The sequence below is a fragment of the Niallia sp. MER 6 genome, assembly GCF_023714395.1.
Taxonomy (GTDB): Bacteria; Bacillota; Bacilli; order Bacillales; family Cytobacillaceae; genus Niallia.
The window spans coordinates 33432-57362 of record NZ_JAMAUK010000015.1 but is presented as its reverse complement, the minus strand read 5'-3'; the positions used below and the strand labels follow the sequence as shown (position 1 = coordinate 57362).

Genomic DNA, 23931 nt, shown 5'->3' with positions numbered 1-23931 from the left:
CATGAAAAAATGAGCCGAGATCCTGGCTCATTTTCTGTATACTATCTCAAAGCAACTCCATATTTTCTGGCAATTTTACTTCAGACAGAATTCTCGTCTCCTCCTGTCTTTCCTCATAATAGGAGCTGCCGTTTTTCAGTCTAGAGTCTAAATAGGCAGGATGTGTCATCACTTCCACTGTTTTGCCATCTTCCACTCTATCTTGGAGCTTTTCAAAATAATCCTCTGTAACTCCCTCACCGTAAAAATCAGCAATTAAAATATCTGTAACTGTTTTTATATCTGTAAAATGGGGACCAGCAATCCGGACTGGAACATCATACTTTTCTGACAGCCTTTTAATAACAGGATAAAACTCTTTGATACCATGGACATGATGATGGCTGTCAAAATGCGACGGTTTCAGGTCTGCAGCCAAAAACCTTTCTATTTGCGCCGTCCATTCCCGCTCCAAGTCCTCATGTGAAATTTCCTCTGGATGCTCATATACCTCCTTTTGCTTCTTAAAAAAACCATCATCACCAATAAGGCTTGAAGCACTAGTCAGCGGTTTTCCCAATGTGAGGACAAGATGGACTCCCACCTTTAAAGAAGGTGTAGCTTTAGCAATCTCAAGGGCATGCTCCGTTCCTGCTGCATTCATCATCATTGTTGCGGAATTGACAATCCCGTTTAAGTGAGTATCAAGAATCCCGTAGTTAACACCTCTGGAAAAACCGAAATCATCCGCATTTACAAGCAATTTAATCATGCTAGTTCCCCTTTGCTCTCATTTATTTTTTAATCATCTACTTTATATATTTTGGCATAAAACCCACCGGAATGAAAGCGCTTTTATTTGGTAACTTACTCACATAATAAGCCAGGCCCATTACAGACCTGGCTTTGCATATTGATACTAATTTGACAACTTCTCCACAAATTGCATATCAATTAGCTCTTCGTATTTATAGCCTTCTTTATATACACCGGTTTTCTCCACAACATCCATCGGCTTTGCCAATGCTTCTTCAGAAATGAAGCCATCCTTGCTCCATAGCTGATCTGCATAGGCCCGGTCAAGAGAAGCCTTTAAGCTTTCGTCAGATGTAGTCGGAAATTCTTTTTTCAAAGCTTCCATAGCCAAATCATGGTCTTCATCAACCGTCTTCAGTCCTTTAAGCATTGCTTTGACAAAGCTTTCGACCACTTCCGGCTCATTCTCAATCGTTGATTTTTTGACACTGATTACAGAATAAGGATAGTCTCCTAAACTAGGAAAGCTATAGAACGGTTCATTCCAGACTCCTTTATTAATGCCTTCTGTTATTTGCGGTTCTCCGCCATTGGCAATATCGGCCTGCCCAGATTCAACAAGGGAGACAACTGCGCTTGCATCAGCAGGCTCCTCAAGCTTCACATCTTTATCCGGGTCTAAACCAAGCTCGAGCAGCAGCCATCTTGTCAAAAGATTTGGGCTGCCGCCATACCGGCCGGCGGCAATTGTTTTTCCTTCCAAATAACTTGCCAGTTCCGCTTCATTTGTACTGTCTATTGGTTCATCAGAGCTGCCCATTAAATACACATTAGCTCGATTGACGACATTCACGACTCCTTGAATCGGATCAGAGCTGCCTGGATTCGCCATTTGGTTTGAATCAGGTCCGGCAATATTGCCCCAAGCATCTCCACTCACAAGGGATGTGACGTGGGCTCCTCCTGTAGCAGTAATGACTTCCACTTCCAGTCCCTCTTCCTCAAAATACCCCTCCTGTATGGCTAAATAAAGAGGCAGATAACCAATTAAATGAACAGGTTCGGCTATGACAATCTTCTTCAAGCCTTCCTCTGTCCCGCCACCAGAATCTTTTGAAGCACAGCCTGCAAGCAGCATCATAAGGCCTAATAAAGCAATCAGCAGCAGTTTGCCTTTCCGCACCATAAATCCCCCTTTTTTCTAAGTTGCGATTAGCCATCTCCCGGGAAAACACATCTTATTAAAGTTGCTGATACTTGTTCTAATAAAGGATGGTCATCGGTAAAATATATGGGAGGCAGCATTGTCTATATTCATGAATCTTACCTCCTGGCTCCAATTATTACGGAGCATTCCTGCCCTTTAACAGTATTTTCTCCACCCAGACCGTCGCGAAATACATTAGAATCGACAGTAAGGACAAGACAACAACTCCTACCCAGACGAGATTGATATTCATAATTTGTCCTGCATAAAGAATCATTCTGCCAATTCCTTGTCTGGAGCTGATAAATTCTCCGACAATTGTTCCTGCCAAGGCAAGGGCAATATTTATTTTTAATGAGCTCACAATCCATGGCATGCTTGTTGGAATAACAACCTTTGTGAATACGTGCCAGCGCTTTGCGCCAAGCGAATACATGAGCTTCTCTAAATCCTTATCAACTGCTTTCACACCGCTGTATGCAGCTAGTGCTGTGACGATAACCGTCATCATGAAGGCAAGCACCACTTTAGAGCTGAAGCCAATCCCAAAGAGAATAACTAGCACTGGTGCAAGAGCAAGCTTTGGAACCGCGTTAAATGCAATTAAATATGGCTCTGAAATGCGCGAGTAATAGTAGGACCACCAAAAGGATAAACCAAGCAGTGCACCAATAAAGGTTCCAAGAATAAAGCCGAGTACAGTCGATCCGCTTGTATAAATTAAATCATCGAGCAATGTTCCTTCTGTAAATGCTGTATATGCCGTACTCCATATAGTTGACGGACTGCTCCAATAATAAGAGTCAATAATCTGCCATCTAGCAAACAGTTCCCAAAACACAATCAGTAAAACTCCTAAAGCCCATTGTCCGTATAAGGTAATGCGTGATCTTCTTTTTGCTGCTTTCTCTTCATCTTCTATATACGGAAGGGGATTTTGATTCTGCTGCGCCAACGAAGACTCCTCCTTTCCTTTATTTTTCTGTTTTCAGCGTTTGCAGTACATGCTCTTTTAAATCAATAAATTCAGTGCTTAATAAGGTTTGGGCACTTCTCGGTCTTGCTAGAGGGACAGTGACCTTCTCCTTAATTGTTCCTGGCCTAGAAGACATGATATAAATATCATCAGACAGGAAAATCGCTTCATCAATGTCATGTGTAATGAAAAGAATGGTCTTTTTAAAATCCGTCCATATTTGCAAAAGCCATTCCTGCATTAATAGTCTTGTTTGCGCATCAAGAGCACCAAACGGTTCATCTAATAAAATGATGTCCTGGTCATACAGCAGTGTCCTGAGCAAAGCTGCTCTTTGCCTCATTCCCCCGGAGAGTTCATCGGGAAAGTGATTTTCGAAACCGCCTAATCCGTACTTTTCTAATAGGGGAGCCGCCTGGCTGATTGCTTCTTTTTTAGAAACACCTTTTATCTCCAATCCTAAAATGACATTATGCATGATCGACCTCCAAGGCAGCAGCAAATCCTTCTGCAGCATATAGCCTACATAGCCGTTCTTGCCGACAATATCTTTACCGTCAAGCAGCACCTCCCCTGTGGAAGGTTTGATTAACCCAGCAATGATATTAAATAGAGTTGATTTTCCACAGCCGCTTGGACCTATGATGCTGACAAATCTTCCTTCTGGAACTTGCAAGCTTGCATCTTTTAAAGCATAGAAGTCTTTACTGTCCTTCCTGAAAATCTTGCTGCTGTTTTTAACCTCTAACTTATACACTTTTAAACCTCCTGTCTTAAAACACTTTTCATCCAACTCCTGGCCTTAATGTATAATTATTCTAGGCGATATCATTATGTGCGCAAAAATCAATGGGCATTTTATTTATCACAAGACTGACAACAAGCTGACTGCATTTATTTGCTATACTATATGTAAATATTTATTAGAGAGGAACGTCGAAATGGAAAAAAATGCTTTAGTGATCGGCGCAACAGGGCTTGTCGGAAGGGAGCTTGTACAGCTGCTTGCAAGAGAGAACAAGTACAGCACAATAACCGTACTGACAAGAAGGAAAAGCTTTGATCATCCTTTAATAAAGGAAGTAGTCGCAGATTTCAGCAAGCTGTCCGCATACAAACAAGAGTTTGCAGTTGATGATGTTTTTTGCTGTATAGGAACAACAATAAAAAAGGCAGGTAGCCAGGCAGAAATGACAAAAATTGATTTGGAATATCCTGTGGAAATTGCTAAGCTCGCATTTGGGATGGGAGCAAAACAGCTGCTTGCAATCAGTGCAATTGGAGCTGATTCAAGCTCTAAAATATTCTATAGCAGACTCAAGGGAGAATTCGAAGAGCATCTTCAAGAAATCGGTTTTCCATCTCTGACAATTGTAAGACCTTCCCTTCTCCTTGGTGCAAGAGGTGAGTTTCGTCTTGGAGAAAAGCTGAGCTCTTACTTGCTGCCGCCTCTGCACTTTATGTTCGTTGGCCGTTTGAGGAAGTATCGGGGCATTAAAGCGCAAACTGTTGCAGCTGCAATGAGCAAGCTTGCTGCAGAAAACAAAAGCGGTGTGCATATACTTGAATCAGATGAAATTGAAAGACGCGCTTAATGCTACTTATATATTAACTTTGATTGGAGTCCTGTTATATGCTTCAAAGCATGAATGCTTTTCTTAGTAAATGGATGCCTTTGCTTACACCAGTTAGTGTGGTAATAGGGGTGCTTTTAGCCTCTTTTTTGCATCATTTATCCTTTCTCGTTCCATGGATTTTTGCTGCCATGACATTCACAGGGAGCCTTAACTCCAACTTTAAATCAATGAAGCATACTGTCACTCATCCATTATCCTTATTACTGACATTGGGCGCCCTGCATATTATCACCCCCATTTGGGCGTTTGCAATTGGTCACCTATTCTTTCATAATGACCCGTACACCATTACCGGCCTTATACTTGCCACAGTAATTCCAACAGGTATTACGAGCGTTATATGGGTTTCCATCTATAAAGGAAATGTCCCCCTCACGTTGGCAATTATTTTGGCAGACACCTTGCTGTCTCCATTCTTAGTGCCATTGAGCATGAGCATTTTTGTCGGAGAATCGGTTCAGTTAGATATTTGGGGCATGATGAGGGGACTTCTTGGAATGATTGTACTTCCATCCATCGCAGGGATGGCTGTTAACCAGTTTTATTCCAAGGAAAAAGCGTTAACTTGGAATAAGACACTTGCTCCTTTTTCAAAGCTTGGTTTGGCAGCTGTTGTAGCAATAAACAGCTCCGTTGTTGCTCCTTATCTCCGCAATATTGACATGAAATTCATCTACATTGCTCTAACGATGTTTTTTGTGGCGTTATCTGGATACTTTTTTTCATGGATGCTTGGTGTTCTCACAAAGCGTCATAAGGATGAGACGATTGCGATGATTTATACAGGAGGAATGAGGAACATCAGCGCTGGTGCTGTTATTGCGGTCAGCTTTTTCCCGCCCCAAACAGCTGTGCCTGTTGTCATCGGCATGCTTTTCCAGCAAATACTCGCTGCCACTTATGGCCAAGCGATTCGAACGGTTTATCAGAAGCCTTCATTGATAAAAGTTGCTGGCAAGAAAATCTCCTAACAAAAAAACACGAGCATATCTCGTGTTTTTTGTTAGGTCACGTATTTTGCCTGCTGTCTTTCAAAAAAACAGCACACATTTCCACCATTTCACAGGCCATAATCTTCAAGGTTTCTGTTGTCAGCATTTGATCCTCCGCATGCATCAAGATTAACGAAAAAGGCAGCTCCTCCCCACTTGCTTCTCTTTGAACAAAGGAGGCGTGAACTTTATGTATCTTGTTGTAGGAGCGTTCCCCTGCCTTAATAATCTCTTTCGCTTCGTCTATTTTCCCCTCCCTCGCAGTGCGGATTGCCTCCACATAGCTGCTCCGTGCCTCACCTGAATACGTTATAATTTGAAAAGCCGCCGCCTGCATTTCCTCTAGTAACTTCATTTTTTCCCTCCGACAGCTTTATTTTTGGTTTAATTGCAATGCATGATCGAGAATCTTTTCCCCGTCTGCTGTTCCATACAGTCTGACATCAATAACATCAACTGGTATTCCATACGGCTTGGCAGTATTGACTGCCGCCTGTTTCATAAAGCGTACTTGTGGTCCAAGGAGAATAGCAATAATCCCCTCACTTGAAGTGGCTAATTCATCCTCAATAGCTCCCTCTGGTATGGCATAAACATCGATGTCCTCTCCTCTTGCTTGAATTGCTGCTTTCATTTTAGAGACAACAATGGAAGTGGACATGCCTGCTGCACATGCTAAGATAATTTTCTTCATATTAAATTCCTGCCCTTCTATTTTATTTCACCAAATCATCATCTGCGGCTTCTAAAGTCCGATTGGCTATAATGGATTGATACCATCTAGCAGACTTTTTCATCTGTCTGTTCCTGTTATCATCCAGATTAATTTCTACTAATCCATAGCGGTTTTTGAAGGCATTCATCGGTGAAACATTATCAGTAAACGCCCAAAGCATATACCCTTTGCAATTAGAGCCTTCGTCCACCGCCTTCAACAGCCATTTCATATGCTCGGCAATAAATTCAATTCTGTAGTCGTCTTGAATACTGCCTTCGTCATTCTTATAGCGCCACTCCTGCTCAACACCCATGCCATTTTCAGCGATAAACCATTCTATGTTGCCATACTCCTCTTTCATCCTCATAGCCATATCGTACATAATTTTCGGATAGATCTCCCAACCGCGGAAAGGATTCATCTTCTTGCCAGGCATATCAAACATCTCATAATAATAAGAAGGATGAAATGGCGTGCTTTCATTCCAAGCTGTCGTTCTTGCCTTAACACGATGAGGGTAATACAAATTAATGCCTACATAATCAACTGTGTTCTGCTTGATAGTTTCTAAGTCTGCCTGTGTATACTCAAAGGCGATGCTATGTCTGGCCATCAAGTCAAAAAGCTCTTGCGGATATTCGCCTTTAATGGAAGGATCCAAAAATATTCGGTTAAAGAACAAATCATAGATGTTAGCTGCTTCTTGGTCATGTGGAGCAGATGAGCGCGCATATGTCACTTCTGGGTTTAAAATAACCCCCATCTTCGCTCCTGTCTTTTCCTTGAGCCCTTTCTGTTTAAAAAGCTCCAATACTTTAGCTGTTGCCAAAGCCTTATGATAGTTCCACTGCATCCATTTTTTTGTATTCTGCTCAAAAGGATAACGAATGGCATCTAAGTAAACCCTTGTCTGAACAACAATCGGCTCATTGAAGGTGAACCAGTGCTTCACCTTATGTCCATAACGGTCCAGCACTTTATCAGCATACTTTACAAAAAGCTCGACCACATGCTTGGAGTCCCAGCCTCCATATTTCTCAAACAAGTAGGCAGGCACTTCATAATGCTCCAAGCATATCATCGGCTCCACTTGTTTTTCTAAGAGCTCATCAATCACCTTATCAATATAGGCTGCATACTCTTCATCCACTATTGCTTCCTCATAATCTAGTAAGAAGCGGGACCAATTAATGGAGGTGCGATAATGGGTTAGCCCGATTTCTGCCATTATCCCGATGTCTTCCTTGTATCTGTTATAAAAATCAGTTGCTACTCCTGGTCCGTACCCGTTATGCCAGACGTTCTTGTTATTTTTGTACCAAAGATCTAAATACGAGTCTTGAGATTCCTTTTTTCCTGACCAGCCCTCTGTCTGCCAGGCAGATGCTGCAGCACCGATGATAAAATCATCAGGTATTTTCACCATTAATTTATCCGACATTATTTACCTCCCGATTTTTCAAGCGTTTCCCATATGCCTGAAAGATACATACTTCCTAAAGCCCTGTCATAAAGTCCGTAGCCAGGTTTTCCGGTTTCCCCCCAAATCATCCGGCCGTGATCAGGTCTTACATAACCTGTAAAGCCATTGTCATGGAGCGCCTTCATAATAGCAGCCATATCGAGACTTCCGCATGTTGAGAAATGTGCTGATTCCTCAAAATCACCGTTTGCGAGTATCTTAATATTGCGCAAATGAACAAAAGGAACTCGGTTAAGCTGCGTATATTTTGCTGCCAGCTTAACGATGTCATTATCTTTTGTACAACCTAACGAGCCTGAGCATAAAGTGATCCCATTTGCTTCACTTTCATATAAGTTTAAAAAGCGATCAAGATTATGTTCATTTGTAATAATGCGGGGCAGTCCAAATATACTCCACGGCGGATCATCTGGATGGATGGCCATCTTGATTCCATGCTTCTCTGCAGCCGGAATCACTCTAGCTAAAAAGTACTCCAGATTATTCCACAAGCCTTCTTCTCCCAACTCCTGATATTGCCTGATTAACTCTTGCAGTTCTTCTCTCGTATAAGAAGTATCCCAGCCTGGGAGGGACAGATCGTTGTGCACAGGATCCATCCTCTTTAGCTGTTCTTGATAATAAACTAATGCAGTAGACCCATCCTCCAGCTCCTTATCAAGCTGTGTTCTCGTCCAGTCGAAGACAGGCATAAAGTTATAACAGATCACTTCAATACCAATTTTCGCCAGCCTCTCCATTGTGAGGATATAATTATCAATATACGTATCTCTGTTTAGAAGACCTAATTTAATATCTTCATGAACAGGCACGCTTTCCACTACCTTGAACTCTAGTCCTGCTGCGCTTATCTCTCTATAGAGCTCCTGAATGCTTTCCTCCGGCCAAGCTTCACCTGGAGGAACATCATAAACAGCGCTGACTATCCCATTCATGTTAGGGATTTGCTTAATATATTCAAGGGGAATAGAGTCTTGTTTTCCATACCATCTGAAAGACATCTTCATCTTTAAATCACCTTCCTTGTATCATCACTTTCTTCTCCAGTTTGCTGGGACACTTTATTAGCCATTAAGACGAACGGCAGGTAGATGAATATAGAAGCAGCAATACATATCAGCTGTGTGATGACTGCTCCCATACTGCCCGCAGTAGACAGCCAAGCATTAATAATCGGCGGTGTCGTCCAAGGAACCATAACGACTGCTTTCCCTGCAAAGCCTGTTGCAGTTGCGATATACCCGATTGTTCCTGTTACTAATGGTGTGATAACGAATGGAATCGCCATAATTGGATTGAGCATGACCGGAAGTCCGAAGATAACAGGTTCGTTAATATTAAAAATCCCTGGACCGAAAGACAATTTAGCAATACTTCGCATTTCTTCTCTTTTTGAAACAATAAAGATTGCTATTAAGAGACCAATTGTTACTCCTGAACCACCAATGCTCATATATACATCCCAGAATGGCATTGTAATAATATTTGGAATTTCCTTTCCTTCTTGGAAGGCAGTCATATTGACTGTTATGGACGCAAGCAAGAGCGGCTCCCGAATCGGCTTAATCATTTGGTTACCATGAATTCCAATCACCCAGAAGAACTGCGCGACAAACATAAGAATCAAAATTCCCGGTAAGCCCTGCATAACACTTTCAAGCGGTCTCTGTACAACATTGTAGATGGCTTCATATAAATATATGCCAGTTACTTTATAGAAGATGAATCCGAATGTTGCGACAATTGTCACCGTCAAGATCGATGGAATCAATGCTGAAAAAGAGGTGGCTACATTGTAAGGTACACTGTCTGGCATCTTGATTTTCAATTTCTCTACATTCGCAAGCTTGCTGTAGATCTCAACAGAAACAATAGCAATAATCATTCCTAAGAATAAGCTTTTCGGATCGGAGAATTGCCTTGCCAATACATCTGTGACTAGCTGGTTTTGTTCATTTACAAGCAGTTCTATCGTTGTCGGCACAACTGAAATATAAGACATAAGAGCGAGAATCCCTGGAAACAGTGATTTATGACCATTTATCCGTCCCAGCTCAATCCCAATTAAAAAGACAGCTCCGATTGTCAGGAAGTTAAGCGTAGCATATTGAATGGCTGTCATAATCGGCTTATAGTCTGCGAGGAAGGCAAACATTTCAAAATGCGCCAAGCCGCTTTCTGTTCCGAGAATCATATTTGCTACAAGCACAGCAAAAGCTCCTGTGATAATGACTGGCATTAACGTAACAAATGCTTTTTTGATTGCCATAATATATTTCTGATTGGTGATTTTGTAGGCGACATTGCCTAATACATCTGCCGCCTTATCTTTAAAGCTCATCTTAAAACCTCCGTTTCTTTTATAAAAAAATGGAATTACATCAATAATTTCATAGAGTGAAATGCTTCTTGTGCTCTTGTTTATCAGTTTATATAAAAAGCGCTTTCATTTACATGCATTCTTTTTCCAACTTTACGAGGAAAAGAGTGCCTCAAGATTGTATAACAAAAAAGAACAGCACAACGCTGTCCTTTTTCATAACCGTTTATTCCTCCACCGAAAGCAGGATACTCACAAACTCTTCATAAGAACTAACCTTTACAAGCCTTTCTACGAGAGCTGCATTTCCTGATATTTTCACTAAAAGCTGGTACATCTTCTGTAAATCCTTTTTATACTCTTTTTGGACGCTCAGCAAGCAAATGAACTGAACACGGCTGTCGCCCCACTGCACTGGCCTTTTTAATGTACACACAGCCCAAATTGTCTTTTTAGTGACAGGTCTGATTGGATGGGGAATGGCAACCATTGTTCCAAATCCTGTCGGAGCTATTTGTTCCCGTTCCTCTACCAGTTCCTGAAAGTTATCAGGGATATCCTCCAGTCTTTCCATATTCGTACAAAGAAAGCGAAGCACTTCCTCCTTTGATTTTAAATCTTGCTGAAAAAAGGTAAGCTCTGGTCTTATATATTTCAAGACACTGCCGATATTCTCAATTACTAAGTTTTCCAATCTGGCAATATCCTCATCTCTTAAAATAGTATTTACATCAATAATAGGAACGGTTAATCTCTTCTGAATTGGGATGGTGCTGATAATAAAATCAAGGGACCCTAGATCATACTTATGCATGTCGAAAACATTAGCTGTTCCAACTATTTGCAGCTTGCTGCCAAAGGTAGCCTGCAGCTTATGGTATAAAAGCTGGGCGCTTGCAACCCCAGTAGCACAAACAATCAGGCAGCGCTTCGCCTTCCCCTTTGCTTTTTTCCGTTCCATCGCAGCTCCTATATGCAAGGCGATATAGCCAATCTCATCCTGATTTATCTCCATGCCAGTTTCCTGCTTAAGCTTCTCTGCCATGGAAATGGCTGCATCAAAGGCAACTGGATAGTTTTTGATGATTTCCTTCAACATCGGATTGCGGATGCTAAGGCCAAATTTATAGCGGTTAATAGCCGGCTTTAAATGAAGACACAGCCCGTATATCAATTCTTCATCGGTGGATATTCCTAGCTGCATAACCTGTTCTGCCTCGTTAAGCAGTTTTTTGGAAAGTTCTAGTATATCCTTTTCAATCATGTCCAATATATTAATCTCTGCTGCTGGCTGATAAGAAATAATCTTCGTTCCTAATAAATGAACAGCTATATAAGCAACTTCAGCCTCTGGAAATGCTGTACCTAATGATGTCTGCAGATCCTTCACAATCAACTTGGCAACACTATATTCCTTTTCCGCCATGATAGCTTCCAATTCCTTTTCGGGCATAGAAACATAATTATCATCGAGTATTCGTTTGCAGGCGATAGCAATATGTGTGATTAAATTAGATTTCCCGATATCGGAAAGTAAAATCGAAGCTTCTTTCGTATGCTTGAGCAGAATCTCCTCTATCTTTTCAAGTTCATGTGCTGGCAAAACTTGATATGGTTGATGATCTGAATGGAAAACAAACTCTGCCATGCATATGCGCATTTTCGCTTCGGATCCGACTATTTTCAGCCCGTAATTCGGACGTTTTTCCAAGTCCAAATTGAAACGGCGAAGAATTTTTTTTACTTCCTTCAGCCCGTTTTTAATAGACGTTTCACTTATATACAGCTCTTTTACAAAATGTTCAATCTTAATGTAATCCTCTGAAAGAAGCAGGCGTCTCAGCATATATTCCATTCTTTCTGACGGATCTGCCGGGATTGTATCATCCTCATTTCCTGCAACGGCACGCTGCAAAAAAGACCGGAAATATTTATAATCATCAATGATGAGCTCATAGCCTTTTCCTCTTTTTAAAGCAATATACGCACCATTTGCCTGCAGCTTATCTGTAAGTATCTTCACATCACTTCTTATCGTCCGTGATGTGACCTGCAATGCTGAAGCAAGCTCCGCACCCGTTAGTGCCTCTTCTGCCTGCATCAATAAATGCAACAGTTTCTGTTGACGTAATGAAAGCATTTCAAATTACACCCCTTCATCAACTGCATTTCCAATTATTTATCAGCTATATGTTTCCTTAATAACATCATAGCCGAAGAAGGACTGTTGTGAAAGCGCTATCTGATTTCCTTTTGTATTTTATGTGCAAGCAGCCCTCCCATTTTAAAGCCAGCAATCAACTAATTCTTGATAATCCTTTTTTCTCATACCTGACACATAAGGATGCCCTTTTACATAAAACCGCAATGGTTTAGACGTCCATTCTCCTTTATTCGGGATGCCAACCCTTGCTGATACTGCAATGCTAGCCGGCGTCTTTCCTAGGCGAGCATCAATCGAAAGAGCAGATTCATTAAGCATCTTTCCATTTAGCTCCTTAGTAATTTCCATTGCCTTCGTCAGTTTTCCAGGTCCGTTGCTTATGGAAACTCCAGTAACCTTTCTGTTATTTTCCATTCTCTCCATTCCATCTGCAGGCTCCAACGCACGAATAAGGACTGCCTGCGGGTCTCCTTCTTCCTTTGTGACGATATTGAGCATGGCATGTGTATGCATCGTATAAATATAGATTGTCCCACCTGTTTGATACATCGATTCAACTTTTTGAGTCCGCTTGCCGTCATAAGTATGACATGCCATATCTTCAACTCCAATATAAGCTTCCGTTTCCACTATATAGCCTGAATAAATACCATCTGGTGTTTGGTGAACGAGCAGCTTACCTAACAGCTGTCTGGCAATTTCCTCTGTAGTTGTGTTTATATAATCAATCATTTAGGTCACCTGCGCTTTTTATTTTTATTTTCTCATAAAACACAAAAAAAGCTTAGGGGATACCTAAGCTTTCCTGCATTTATTTATACATGTGCCGGCACACTATTCTCAGCTTGTTTTGCAACTGCTGCCAAGCCTGCCTGGTTCAATGTATTCCAAGGCTTGTTGAAATGCGGCTGGAAGAAGAAGTCAACAAATGCTAATTCATCTATTGTCATTTTTGTTTGGATGCAGACAGATAAAGTATTCATCATTTGTGTCATATCTGCTTTAGAGATAATTTGTGCGCCGATAATTTCTCTAGTCTCTTGATGGTAAAGAACTTTCAAACGTACTTGTTCAAATGTCGGCATGAATTCTGGACGGTCATTTTCAATAACCGTTACTTCCTCATAAGGAATTTTATTTGCTGTTGCTGTCAGCTCTGTAAGACCTGTTGATGCCATGCTCAATCCGAACAGATGCAAGCCAGAAGTTCCTTGTGTTCCTAAATATTTCACTTTTTGCCCGGCGATATTATAACCTGCTAATGTTCCCATGCGCACAGCGTTTGTTGCTAGCGGGATATACACTTTATCACCTGTTGGGTTGTAATTTACCGCACAGCTGTCGCCTGCAGCATAGATGTCAGGATTGCTAGTTTGCATATACTCATTAATTTTAATTGCGCCATTTGGCAGAAGGTCAACCTTATCTTTCAGCAAGCCTGTATTCGGTCTGAAGCCTACGCACAGAATAACGAGATCTGTTTCATATTCTCCTTTTGTTGTGATGACCTTTGTTACATTTCCTGCTTCATTTCCTTCAAATTTAGTAACAGTTTGCTGCAATGCAAGCTCAATATCTTTTCCTTGAAGCTCGGCTTCGATAATATCTGTAAACTCTTTATCCAAATATTTATTCAGGATACGGTCTTCACTATCAATAAGCGTTACCTTTTTGCCGTTTTGTTCAAAAGCTTCTACAAGCTCTACTCCGATATAGCCGGCGCCGATTACAGTAACATGGTTAACATCTTTTGTTTTCGCAATAATTTCATTTGCTTGGTTGAAGTTTTTAGACAAAAGAATATTTCCAAGTTTAATACCTTCAATAGGTGGAATAATTGGCCAAGAACCTGTTGTCATTACTAATTTATCATAAGAATCTGTGCGAGTTTCGCCACTGTTCAAGTCCTTCACAAGTACTGTTTTATTATCTGTATTAATCTCCAGCACTTCATGCTCCATATGCATATTCGCACCTAATGCTTTAAGCTCCTCTGGAGAAGAATAGAATAATTGATTTGCGTCCTTCGCAACACCGCCGACATATAAGGCGATTCCACAAGATAAAAATGATACGTTATTATTTTTTTCATAAACAGTAATATCTATATTTTTATTTACATTAGCTAACGTTTTAACTGCCGCTGTACCAGCGTGTGTACATCCAATTACAATAACTTTCATAATTTTGAAGCTCCTTTGTAAGAGAATTTTTTGTAAAAGTTGTGAACTATTTCACATTATTAGTGAAAAAAATCACAAATTATGTGATGTCATTCACAATTTGTTCATACCTTTATTATACATACATTTTTTTCGCATGCAAGGGTTTTGTGATTAATTTCACAAATAATTATTTCACGTGTTATTTTTGCCAAAAAAGCTTGGGAACATGCAGTGCTTTTCCCAAGCTTTATGCCTATATCATTATTCAGCTAGTAATTCTCCATTTTCCATTAACAAAAGATCATCCAAAAATACCTGCGGCTGCATGACAACACAATCTATATGTACTCCTGCAAAGACAGTTCCTCCGAATGTCATATTGCTGCCAAAGGCTATATGTATAGTGCCATAAACTTTTTCATCTTCTAACACGACACCAGTAACTCTTGCTTTCTCGTTTGTGCCAATGCCAAATTCACCGAGCAATCTTCCCTCGCCGGTCCCCAGCATTTCCAGCAGCTCTTGTCCCTGATCTCCCTCTGCTTCCACGAGCCTTCCCTCGTGAATAGTGAGAATAAGTGGTGATGTCAGAAGACCAATACCTGCAATAGAGCCGTCTACTGTGATTTTACCATGTGCTGATCCTTCAACAGGTGCAATATAAGCTTCACCTGAAGGCAAATTGCCTGATTCTCCTTTATTCACATACATTCCTGTGCTCGGTATTCCGCTTCTTCCTTTTATATCAAAAGTTAAGGAGCAGCCAGCCTTGACTATTGTCACAGTGCTTTTGTCTGTCAGTAATTTTGTTATTTTTTCTGTTATTGTCTTAATTTTGCTATAGTCTGCAGAAATGGCACCTTCCAAAAACATGTCCTCTGTTATGCCAGGCATTGTAGCAATTCTTGATCCCGCTGCTGCAGCAGCTTTTCTTGCTTGTGTATGTGTTAAGGAATGCTTTGTAGCACATATGACTGCATCTGCCTGTAGCATTGCTGCTGCTACAGCTAAAGGCGCTCTTCACCAGAATGATTTCTTTCTCCCATTATCATCAGCATCGCTTCTGCGCCAAGCTCTTTACCTGCAAGATACAAGCATTCTCCTATCTCCTTCTTCTCATCATCAGCTATAACAAGAAATGACTCCTGCTCTTTCAAATCCAAACAATTAACGAGCAGTCCTTTACTAACTTCGATAATTTTCTCTTTCATTTTCCTCCCTCTTTCCTTATATCATTTCGGAAACAAGCTTGGCGATCAATGCATTAGACAGTATGACAGGCTTGCCGGTAATCTTTTCTGCTTCTCGTCTTAAATTTTCTGTGTAGCCCATGCAGTCAAGTAAAATAAGATCTGCTTCTTCCTTCAGCATTGCAGCTGCTTTGTGGAATTCAGTTAGGTCATTTTCATAAGGAGTTGCCACTTGAAACACTGGGTTCATTCCAAACGGTGAATACTTAGGAAAGGAAGTTTCCTTTTGCTGCTCAAGAGGAACAATCACACCAAGCTTGCGTTTCCCTGTCAGTCCATGTATTGTAGGCGGAATGATATGATCTGGTTCAATTAGATAGGCTTTTTTCGTCGTTAATCCAGGAAAGACACCTGTACATAAAAGCAAAATTTGCGTTATTCCTATTCTTTCTAAGTAATTAATTTTATCCTGTAAAATCGGCTTTATCTTCTCTCTTGACATGATGACAGATTCGCCGTTTGTAAGCCTTGATGTCAGCACATATTCCCCTTTTTCTGGATAAAAATCAGCTTCTATTTGCTCTTTAGTAAGACCATCCAATACTCCCACCTGGACTAATTCGGCTGTTTCCTTAATATGCTTTTGGATAATAGGAGCAACATCCATTCTTGGCGCCTGACCAATTGTGATCATACCTAGTTTTTTCATGATTAGTCTCCCCTCTAATAAAATGAGAGGAAGCAAACTTCCTCTCTAAGTTAGTATTTAAACAGCAGCTGTTTTGCCCATCGTCTGTAAAATCTGCATTGAACCATACAATTCTGTGATACGGCTGAATTCAGACGCGCTGTAGAATTCACAAGTTCCGTTCGTTGTCTCTATTGCCACTTCAATTGCAAAGCGGACAGCATCTGCTATATCTGTTTCATGGCTTGCGCCTGTACCGCACCCTGGGACAATGGATTGAGCGGTGATTGCCAAGCCTACAACAGGGGCACTTGTTGCAACAGCAGGCTGAAGAATCGAGTTTATATGATACAGATCGTTCCCATAAGGAGTTATATCTTGCGAGGTTACTGGAAATGTAACAGGAAATTTTCCAGTGGTCATTTCTTTTATCCGCAGCAAGTCCTCACTAACCCGCAGTATGTAGCCCTCTTTAACTGTTGGTGAAATGGCGATGCCTTTATGATTAATCACGCGATTTCCTTTAGTTGTATCAATAGACAGAATACAATCCATTTCAGGAACAACTTCATGTTTGTTCATCGTCAAGATATCGACTGGTGAATCCATGAAGTCCACTGGCTCATGAGGTCTTGTCGGCGCATTTGGACAAATATGTGTTGTGATAATAACGTCTCCTACAAGGGTGTCGCCCTTTGCCTGCATCTCAGCTAATTTAAGTGCAGCAGCAATCGCAGCGACAGCACCATCAGCATCTGATACAAGGCCAATTCTGCTTGGCCGTGCTCCTATTCCCCCTAATCTTCCAATGATACCAACAGTCGGAGCACTTCCTCCCGCAAGTTTGCCGTCAGAACCTGGTATTGTCACCTTAATAAAATCCGTGCTGCCTTTTTCGCCTTTGACAGTTTCAACTTTTACCTCTATGTTAGGATACTCCTTAAATAGCTCAGCAGCTGTCTCTCCCGTTACATAAGCATTATCCAGTAAATCAATTGCCTTCAGTGTTTGTTTAAGCGCCATTGTAATCCCTCCAGTAATTTTTATAGATAATTAATAATTTGCTTGCCGATTATTTTTTCGATTGGACACATCAATGAATGATTTCTCATTGTGCTGCTTAAAATCAGTTTTTCCTTTGGAACAATAATCACAGCTAAGTTCTGCCCTTTTTCCACCTCTGCCGTAACAACCGGCCGGCCAGTTTTAGCATCAAGTGTCATAATTAAATCTGGAAATGTTCCGTAGCGGATTCCATCCTTTTCAATCGTCATATATTCATTCCAAAAGCTCATGCTCCAATCCTTATTTATCGTCACCGTGCCAACATCAAAGCCGCCTGTTGTTTCCAGCACAAAATCAGTAACTGTCCCTTCGGCGATGACCTTTCCGCCAAGCAAAGCGACTACGCTGTCAATAGCGGCTTCTCCTTTGTGAGAGCAAAGCGCTTCTCCCACTTGGATTGCCTGCTGAATCGCACCGCTTGCTCCATGTTTCTTTGCATAAGCAACTGGAACTGGATTGCGGGCTACAGCCACTAAACCGCCTGCTTCCACTGACAGTTGCCGCACAGTACTAGCTGCTATATCTAAAGAGCTTGAGATGGAGAGTTCCAGGAAGCGCTCGCCTCTTCCGCCGACAGCAGCCTGATGAGAAATAAATCCGGCTTGTTCAGATAAATTAAGAGATCCCATTATTCCTGTCGGGTGAGCTCTTCCGTTACAAGGAATGTCCACAACAGGCAAACCAGTTACGGCTGATTGAAACCAGCCATTAACAGTTGTGCTCGCGCCATTTTCATTTGTGATAATTCCGCGAATTGGCTCGTTCATTGCCTGTGAAAGTAAATCAATAGCCTTGATATAATGCATCGGTTTCACATATTGTTCCTTTGCTGCAGGTGCCCCGACAAGGGAAACAGTCACAAGCAGGTCCTCATCTTCCATTTCCTCTGCTGTCTTTAAAATCGGATGACCGATTTCAAGGGCAAGCCGGCCGATTTGAAGTCCGTCTGCAATTTTGCCCCCTCCACCTCCGCCAAGGACTGCTCCTCCATAAACGGCATGCTCTACTGTATACTCATCTAATTTAATAGCCAATTTATATTCCTCACTTCCCTAATTTGAATACGGAATTAAAGAAGCTGTACAAGGCATCACCAGCTATAAATCCGGCTGCCAATATGCTCATTGGTGTTTCTGCTTCTTTTCCTTTTTTCTTGACCCACAGCAGTCGAATAATAATACCTGCAAGAACAGCGATACCGGCATAAGGTGTCAATATAAGCAATCCTGTTGCAAACATGATGCCGATTTGGCGGGTCGGTCCGCCAATTAATTGGAGCAATGCTCCTGGTATTGCCCATATTAAGAGCTGTTTTGCAACGTCTGTCGATGTGCCTGCTTGAATGGTAGAAACATAAACAGCATCGATTGGCGGTACAAGATTGTTAGCAAAGTAGCCTTTATATGTGAACAAAACAGTCAATAAAGCAATCCCAAAAGCCAGAAGTGACGTCATATATTGCTGCTTTCTTCCGTCCACCTCATACTCAGGATTCTCTCCTTTTCCACGCAGGATATAGCCTGTTTTGAAGTCATAGCCAAGGTCGGCGAATGCTGGACCTGTGGCTGCACTAAACCCGGCAAGAAGAGCTAAGGCAAGCGGTGGAAAACCGATCATCATCCCTAACAATAGGGTAATGAAGGCTACAGCAAATGCTGGGAACCAGCCAGAATGCATGGCGGCAATCCCGACAATAAGCTCATGTACGAATGCAGCAAAGGCAGCAAACAAGAGAAAAGCAAGGAGCATGCCTAATGACATCTGTGTCATGAGACCTCCAACAAGGGCCAGAATTAATGCAATGACGAGGTAGGCAAGAAAGCCAAAACCTAACGTTTTCTGAGCTGTTTTAATAGGAGTAGTAAAAGTCTCGGCCTCTGGCTTGTCTACTGCGGCAGCAATCTCTTTTCTTCCTTTTCTGCTTTCCTTGCCTTCTTTTCTGAAAATCAATATAGAAACTTGCACAAGCGCTACAATACCGGCGCCAATCATAATGCCATGGGGAATATATAATGCATTCACATCGACGCCAAACACTGGGATAGAATATTGGCGGAACAGCAAGCCAATCCCAAATACGGACAGCGCCCAAATATTTCCGATAAACGCTACACCAAAAGCGGACATTGGAATATGCAGTATGGAGCCGACTATGCCAATTACGGCGCCGACTCCAAGCAGACCAGCCCGTTTCCCCCCTTTATCACCTGCAACAATTGCTTGTGCTGTGGCAACACCCGGCGCCCAAGTTCCTGATGCTGGGAAAAGCTTTGAATCAAACAGTTTATACAGAATCGCAGCATCTACAAACATTGCCAGCGCTGCGCCTATTAACATCGGTATAATAAGATCAGGAGCACCTATTAAAAAAGGTATACCGATTGGAATCAACAAACTGTTGGCTGCCCCAAAGGTTGCGGAGGAGATAGATGTTTGAATAAGGTTTTGCCGATGCACTGACTTGTATCTCGACAGGATTGTTACTGGTATTCTAGCTATCAGCATAGCGACAAGAGCACCGATAATCGATGTATTAGGCGTTACTCCAAGTGAGACGATAATCTGCATCCCAATAATGGCTCCGAATACTGCTGTGATAGTTGTTAAAATTAACGAAAATGGCTCAAACAGCCGTGGATGCTTTTTTTCTTCTTTGAATTGTTTCATTTAATGGCCCTCCATTACAAAGTTGTAAGTTGATTTTCACTATATTATCTAGAGAAGGACGCCTAATCCACCTTGACCACTTCTATTAAAGGAGGAGTTCACTATATATGCGGAAATTAAGCCCTCCGCCTCTACTGCATCGATAATCGGAATATTCATATCCTTCCGCAACATATCTGCAAGACCAATGGTTGTGAAGCCAGTACAAGCAAAGACGATTGTTTCTGCTCCCTGCTCCAGCAGGGTTAGGACTGCTTGTCTCCCCTTCTCCTTCCCCTCTGGTTTCATTAGATCCGTTGTATTCGCAACACCCTCCGGCACCAAGTAGGCTACTAGCTTTTCACCGAGGATTTCTTCCATCACAATCGGAGGCTTCTCTGTTATACCGATGATTCCTACAGGCTTTCCTATTGCCAGTGCAGTCAAAGCAGCCGCACTGCCTGCACCGATGACAGGAATCGAAACAGCCTCACGCAGCTCCTTTATACCTGGATCTGCTGCACAGCTTATTACAATCAGCTCTGCGCCTTCTTCCTCCATTTCGATTCCTAATGCCACTATCTTCGGCACCGCTGCTAATTCTGTGGCAGCATCATGAATACCTTGTGGCTGTTCCGGAATACATCTGTTTATGACAGGAATTCCATATAAAGAATTGATTTTATTTCCATGGCTGTTAACTACTTCAGGATCCTTTGCGGTGAAAACCCGGATAACTCCAATCATAATTTCCTCCTATTGATTTAATTTTCTGAAATTTGTTAATGTGTCTATCTTACCGATTATATAAATTGCAAACAATGTCCCGAAAATACAAAAAATAAAAAAGCCCATTGTGCTCTGAGCACAATGAGCAGGAATTTCACCTAGAAATTCGAAATAAATGGAAATATATACAAAGATAGCATGAAAACTTTTCATAGAAAGATTCTAGTTTTAATCCAGACATTTCCTTTACCTTATCTATTCGGTATTTGACAGAGTTTCGGTGGATAAATAATTGTTCACCTGTTTCTAACAAACTGCCATTTGTTGATAAGTAATAAAATAATGTCTTCACAAGCTCACTGCCCGTCTCTCTGTCATATGATAATAGTTTGCCAATCTTTCTTTCGATGACAGCATCAAAATTAATATATTCTGTGCTGTCTAACAGCAATTTAAATAGCTCCACATCATCAAAGTTATGAAGCTGCTGATCGTTATTTAAGCTTCTCCCTATCTTGACTGCGTTTCTTGCCTCTTGGTAGCTCAAATGAATATCCCATAGCAAGGAATAGCCACCTATTCCTACTTGAAGTCCTTTATATCTCTTTGTAAACGGCTCTAGCTGCTTAGACCAGTGCTCAGGCCTCCAAAGTGAATTTGAACTGCTCGACTGGATTATTACAAGCCTATTTCCTTGGAAGAGACTGTATATTTTAATACCTTGTAACCCTTCCAGCTCTTTTAAAGAAGTCTGCAGCTGAACTAGCATGCCTGCATCTTCCTCTAACAGCCCTTGCAGTTCAAAGACAACCACCTGCCACATAGCATCTGGATTTAGCCCAAACTGTCTGCTTTTTGTGACTACCTCATCCTGCGGTAAGTAAATTCCTGCTATAAGCTCCTCCATAAAGCTTCCTCTTAGTCTATTTTCAGTATCAACGGCTGTTTTTCTTCTCATCAGTTCTAATGAGAACACAAGTCTGGCCTGCTCTACACATACCATTTCCATTTCATCAAGGCATTCTTTTTGAAGTATGAATGTTCCCACATGCTCCTTATCTACTGTAATATCCCAGTAGCTCATATTTGCAGATGTTTCGCTTGTAATAGAGTTGGAAGAAACAATCATATTGCCATGCTTGTCGAGCAGAGAGATTGGCGCATTCAGCATTTGCGAGACATTATCGGCAACCACTTGGATTCCGCTGTTTTCTAAAACTAATGTTGTCAGCTTTTTATAAATTTCCTCCGATCTTCTGAGCAATGAAGCCTGCTTGTTCAGAATCTGTTCCATGACAGCATTAGTAATATCAATATAGGGAATTCCTGGCGGAAGCTGAATGATGGGCAGCTGATGCTGATTGCTTAAATCAATCATTTCCTGCGGCATTTCATGTAAATATCTTTCTGGCTTTATAGCAAGTGCAGCAGCATTTGCCTTTGCAAGCATTTCGACAACCTTTGGCAGCTTTGAGAGATCATCTCTTAAAGAATAAGCTGTGGTCAACAGCAGTTCTCCTTCCCTTAACCAACCGTCAATATCAGGCACTTCCATAATATCGATAAATTGAACAACACGGCAGAGCCCCTCCTTTCCACTTATTACACTTGCTTCCCTTAAAACTGGAAGCATTAACAACTCTTCTAATGTAATGCCAGATGGATTCATGCGTTGCTTCACCCCTATGAAAAAAAGGGCCTTCGTTTCATCCGAAAGCCCTTTTTTTAATTTATTATTGTACCTTCATTGCTAAGTCGCCTGTTTTTGCCCAGCCGACTCTTAAAACAACATAGTATAAAGGCAGTGTAATGGCTATTGGAAGAACAACTCCTAATGCCATATATGTTAAGAATCCGCTCGCACCTTGTGTTGCCAAAATGCTGATTGGAGCAATTAAAGAATTCAAGCCAAGTCCTGCTAATTCATAAGTTGCTGTAAAGCCAAAGCCTAATGTAGCGATTGGTGCACAAATAACGGCTGCTACAAATGGCGGAATGATCAGCAACGGATTTTTCACAATATTCGGGAACTGCACCTTTGGTGTGATGATCGACTGTGCCAAGAAGCCACCCATATCGTTTTGACGTAGAGACATTGCCGTAAATCCAACAAATTGAACGGTACAGCCAATAAGTGCAGCAGCACTTGAAACTGGATCCATCTGCAAGGCAATTGCCAGGGCTGCCGACGAAGCCGGTGTCATTAACAAAATACTCCAAACCAATGAAATAACCATTGATGCAACTAATGGTGAACCTTGCACAGAAGAAGTAATTTCAGCACTGATCCACTCTAATAGCGGTGTTGTAACATAAGCCAAGCCAACACCCGCAAATCCACCAACTAGAATAGCACCTGCTGGAATAGCAATCATATCCAAAATAGTTTTGCCGACAATTTTTTTACCAACAATTGTTGCCACTACTGCAGCAAGAACGGCACTGATTGGCTGCCCTGTAACAAGGACCATGCCTGACTCTGTGGCATGCAGTGCATTCCCTCCAATTGTACTGCAGACCATCGCGCTAAAAATCACTAATGTATTACCGCCAAGCTGATAGGCAATTCCCGCCCCGAAGGCAGGTGCCAATAGCACTTTAGCTACAGAGCCGATGTGGGTAAGAGTATCCCACCCTAGCGCTTTTCCGATTGATTCAAGCAGCAAGCCAAGTCCTAATGTAACCAACACGGCATTTGACATTCCTGCTGATGCTTTATATAAACCATCCATAAAAGTTTTTTTATTCATCTCTCTCTACTCCCTTGTTTTAATTTTCTCCAATAAAAAAGCCTGTCCGCAGATTCCGGATAGGCACCATTCGTACATCACGTTTAGCGCCCTTGTTTGATACAACAAAAACTGGACTAAACGATTCCCTATAATAGTAATGGGGGGTTCATTTAATCCTACGTGCTGAGTATGAGAATAATAATGAGTGATGAAGTTAAGATTGCATTTGCTTTCATGATATTCTCCTCCTAAAACAAGTTATTGTGAAGCAATAATATCACCAATATTCTGAAAATGTAAATAATTATTTTATTTCTGAATATATTAAAGCGTTCTCATTTTTAACCAATATGGAAGATTTCCAGCTCATTTTTTTCTATATTGTTGTTTTTTAAGATATTTTTTTTGCTATACGCAGGAATAACGCTATATTTATTTCACAATTGCAGTTTTTTTAAAATAAAAAAAGAATAGGGAATTTACC

21 protein-coding genes and 1 pseudogene are annotated in these 23931 nt (G+C 41.4%); 2 read left to right on the top strand and 20 right to left on the bottom strand.

From position 1 onward, the window contains the following. Positions 1-46: 46 nt before the first annotated feature. From chbG to M3600_RS17395, 4 genes are all read right to left on the bottom strand, one after another. Positions 47-751: a chitin disaccharide deacetylase gene (gene chbG, locus M3600_RS17410; RefSeq protein WP_251646877.1), complete on the bottom strand. Its 705-nt coding sequence runs from the start codon at positions 749-751 to the stop codon at positions 47-49. 147 nt (positions 752-898) lie between these two features. Next, a complete protein-coding gene (locus tag M3600_RS17405; RefSeq protein WP_251646876.1) occupies positions 899-1921 on the bottom strand; it encodes an ABC transporter substrate-binding protein in 1023 nt (340 codons plus the stop codon). A 157-nt stretch (positions 1922-2078) separates the two neighbouring features. Continuing rightward, positions 2079-2897 (bottom strand): ABC transporter permease, encoded by an 819-nt coding sequence (locus M3600_RS17400; RefSeq protein ID WP_233316011.1) that lies wholly within the window; start codon positions 2895-2897, stop codon positions 2079-2081. A 19-nt stretch (positions 2898-2916) separates the two neighbouring features. Further along, the gene (locus M3600_RS17395) at positions 2917-3675 is read right to left on the bottom strand and encodes an ABC transporter ATP-binding protein (protein WP_233316012.1); all 759 of its coding nucleotides are present in this window, start codon (positions 3673-3675) and stop codon (positions 2917-2919) included. A 184-nt stretch (positions 3676-3859) separates the two neighbouring features. On the opposite strand from M3600_RS17395, the gene M3600_RS17390 reads away from it, so the two are divergent. Next, the gene (locus tag M3600_RS17390) at positions 3860-4513 is read left to right on the top strand and encodes an oxidoreductase (protein ID WP_237942098.1); all 654 of its coding nucleotides are present in this window, start codon (positions 3860-3862) and stop codon (positions 4511-4513) included. Between the two features lie 38 nt (positions 4514-4551). Further along, complete coding sequence (locus tag M3600_RS17385) at positions 4552-5526, top strand: bile acid:sodium symporter family protein (protein ID WP_233316015.1); 975 nt, start codon at positions 4552-4554, stop codon at positions 5524-5526. 37 nt (positions 5527-5563) lie between these two features. Here M3600_RS17385 and M3600_RS17380 read toward each other — a convergent pair whose 3' ends face one another. The 16 genes and pseudogenes from M3600_RS17380 to M3600_RS17305 form a co-directional block, all read right to left on the bottom strand. Continuing rightward, the gene (locus M3600_RS17380) at positions 5564-5902 is read right to left on the bottom strand and encodes a PTS sugar transporter subunit IIA (protein ID WP_233316016.1); all 339 of its coding nucleotides are present in this window, start codon (positions 5900-5902) and stop codon (positions 5564-5566) included. An 18-nt stretch (positions 5903-5920) separates the two neighbouring features. Continuing rightward, the gene (locus tag M3600_RS17375) at positions 5921-6241 is read right to left on the bottom strand and encodes a PTS sugar transporter subunit IIB (RefSeq protein ID WP_237942099.1); all 321 of its coding nucleotides are present in this window, start codon (positions 6239-6241) and stop codon (positions 5921-5923) included. Between the two features lie 22 nt (positions 6242-6263). Further along, the gene (locus M3600_RS17370) at positions 6264-7706 is read right to left on the bottom strand and encodes a glycoside hydrolase family 1 protein (RefSeq protein WP_251646875.1); all 1443 of its coding nucleotides are present in this window, start codon (positions 7704-7706) and stop codon (positions 6264-6266) included. Beyond that, positions 7706-8755, bottom strand: a complete 1050-nt coding sequence (gene uxuA, locus M3600_RS17365) for a mannonate dehydratase (RefSeq protein ID WP_233316019.1) — start codon at positions 8753-8755, stop codon at positions 7706-7708. The genes M3600_RS17370 and uxuA overlap by 1 nt, the downstream gene beginning before the upstream one ends. A gap of 2 nt (positions 8756-8757) precedes the next feature. Further along, a complete protein-coding gene (locus M3600_RS17360) occupies positions 8758-10089 on the bottom strand; it encodes a PTS sugar transporter subunit IIC (protein ID WP_233316020.1) in 1332 nt (443 codons plus the stop codon). Between the two features lie 205 nt (positions 10090-10294). Further along, positions 10295-12208, bottom strand: coding sequence for a BglG family transcription antiterminator (locus M3600_RS17355; RefSeq protein ID WP_233316021.1), 1914 nt, complete (start codon positions 12206-12208; stop codon positions 10295-10297). 144 nt (positions 12209-12352) lie between these two features. Further along, entirely contained in the window at positions 12353-12961 is a 609-nt protein-coding gene (locus M3600_RS17350) for a DNA-3-methyladenine glycosylase (RefSeq protein ID WP_233316157.1), read from the bottom strand. Positions 12962-13047: 86 nt separating this feature from the next. After that, positions 13048-14415: an FAD-dependent oxidoreductase gene (locus tag M3600_RS17345; protein WP_251646874.1), complete on the bottom strand. Its 1368-nt coding sequence runs from the start codon at positions 14413-14415 to the stop codon at positions 13048-13050. A 243-nt stretch (positions 14416-14658) separates the two neighbouring features. Beyond that, positions 14659-15608 (bottom strand): annotated as a pseudogene (locus M3600_RS17340) (aminopeptidase). Positions 15609-15624: 16 nt separating this feature from the next. Continuing rightward, entirely contained in the window at positions 15625-16296 is a 672-nt protein-coding gene (locus M3600_RS17335; protein WP_251646873.1) for an AroM family protein, read from the bottom strand. A 57-nt stretch (positions 16297-16353) separates the two neighbouring features. Further along, a complete protein-coding gene (locus M3600_RS17330; protein ID WP_233316025.1) occupies positions 16354-17298 on the bottom strand; it encodes a DUF1177 domain-containing protein in 945 nt (314 codons plus the stop codon). A gap of 20 nt (positions 17299-17318) precedes the next feature. After that, positions 17319-18374, bottom strand: a complete 1056-nt coding sequence (locus tag M3600_RS17325; protein ID WP_233316026.1) for an S-methyl thiohydantoin desulfurase family protein — start codon at positions 18372-18374, stop codon at positions 17319-17321. Between the two features lie 10 nt (positions 18375-18384). Further along, positions 18385-20007, bottom strand: coding sequence for an OPT/YSL family transporter (locus M3600_RS17320; protein ID WP_233316027.1), 1623 nt, complete (start codon positions 20005-20007; stop codon positions 18385-18387). 48 nt (positions 20008-20055) lie between these two features. After that, positions 20056-20733 carry an aspartate/glutamate racemase family protein gene (locus M3600_RS17315; RefSeq protein WP_251646871.1) on the bottom strand — a complete coding sequence of 226 codons (678 nt, stop codon included), beginning with the start codon at positions 20731-20733 and terminating at the stop codon, positions 20056-20058. A gap of 136 nt (positions 20734-20869) precedes the next feature. Then, positions 20870-22384, bottom strand: coding sequence for a PucR family transcriptional regulator (locus tag M3600_RS17310; RefSeq protein WP_251646869.1), 1515 nt, complete (start codon positions 22382-22384; stop codon positions 20870-20872). Positions 22385-22448: 64 nt separating this feature from the next. After that, complete coding sequence (locus M3600_RS17305) at positions 22449-23465, bottom strand: PTS sugar transporter subunit IIC (protein WP_233316030.1); 1017 nt, start codon at positions 23463-23465, stop codon at positions 22449-22451. Positions 23466-23931: the final 466 nt, after the last annotated feature.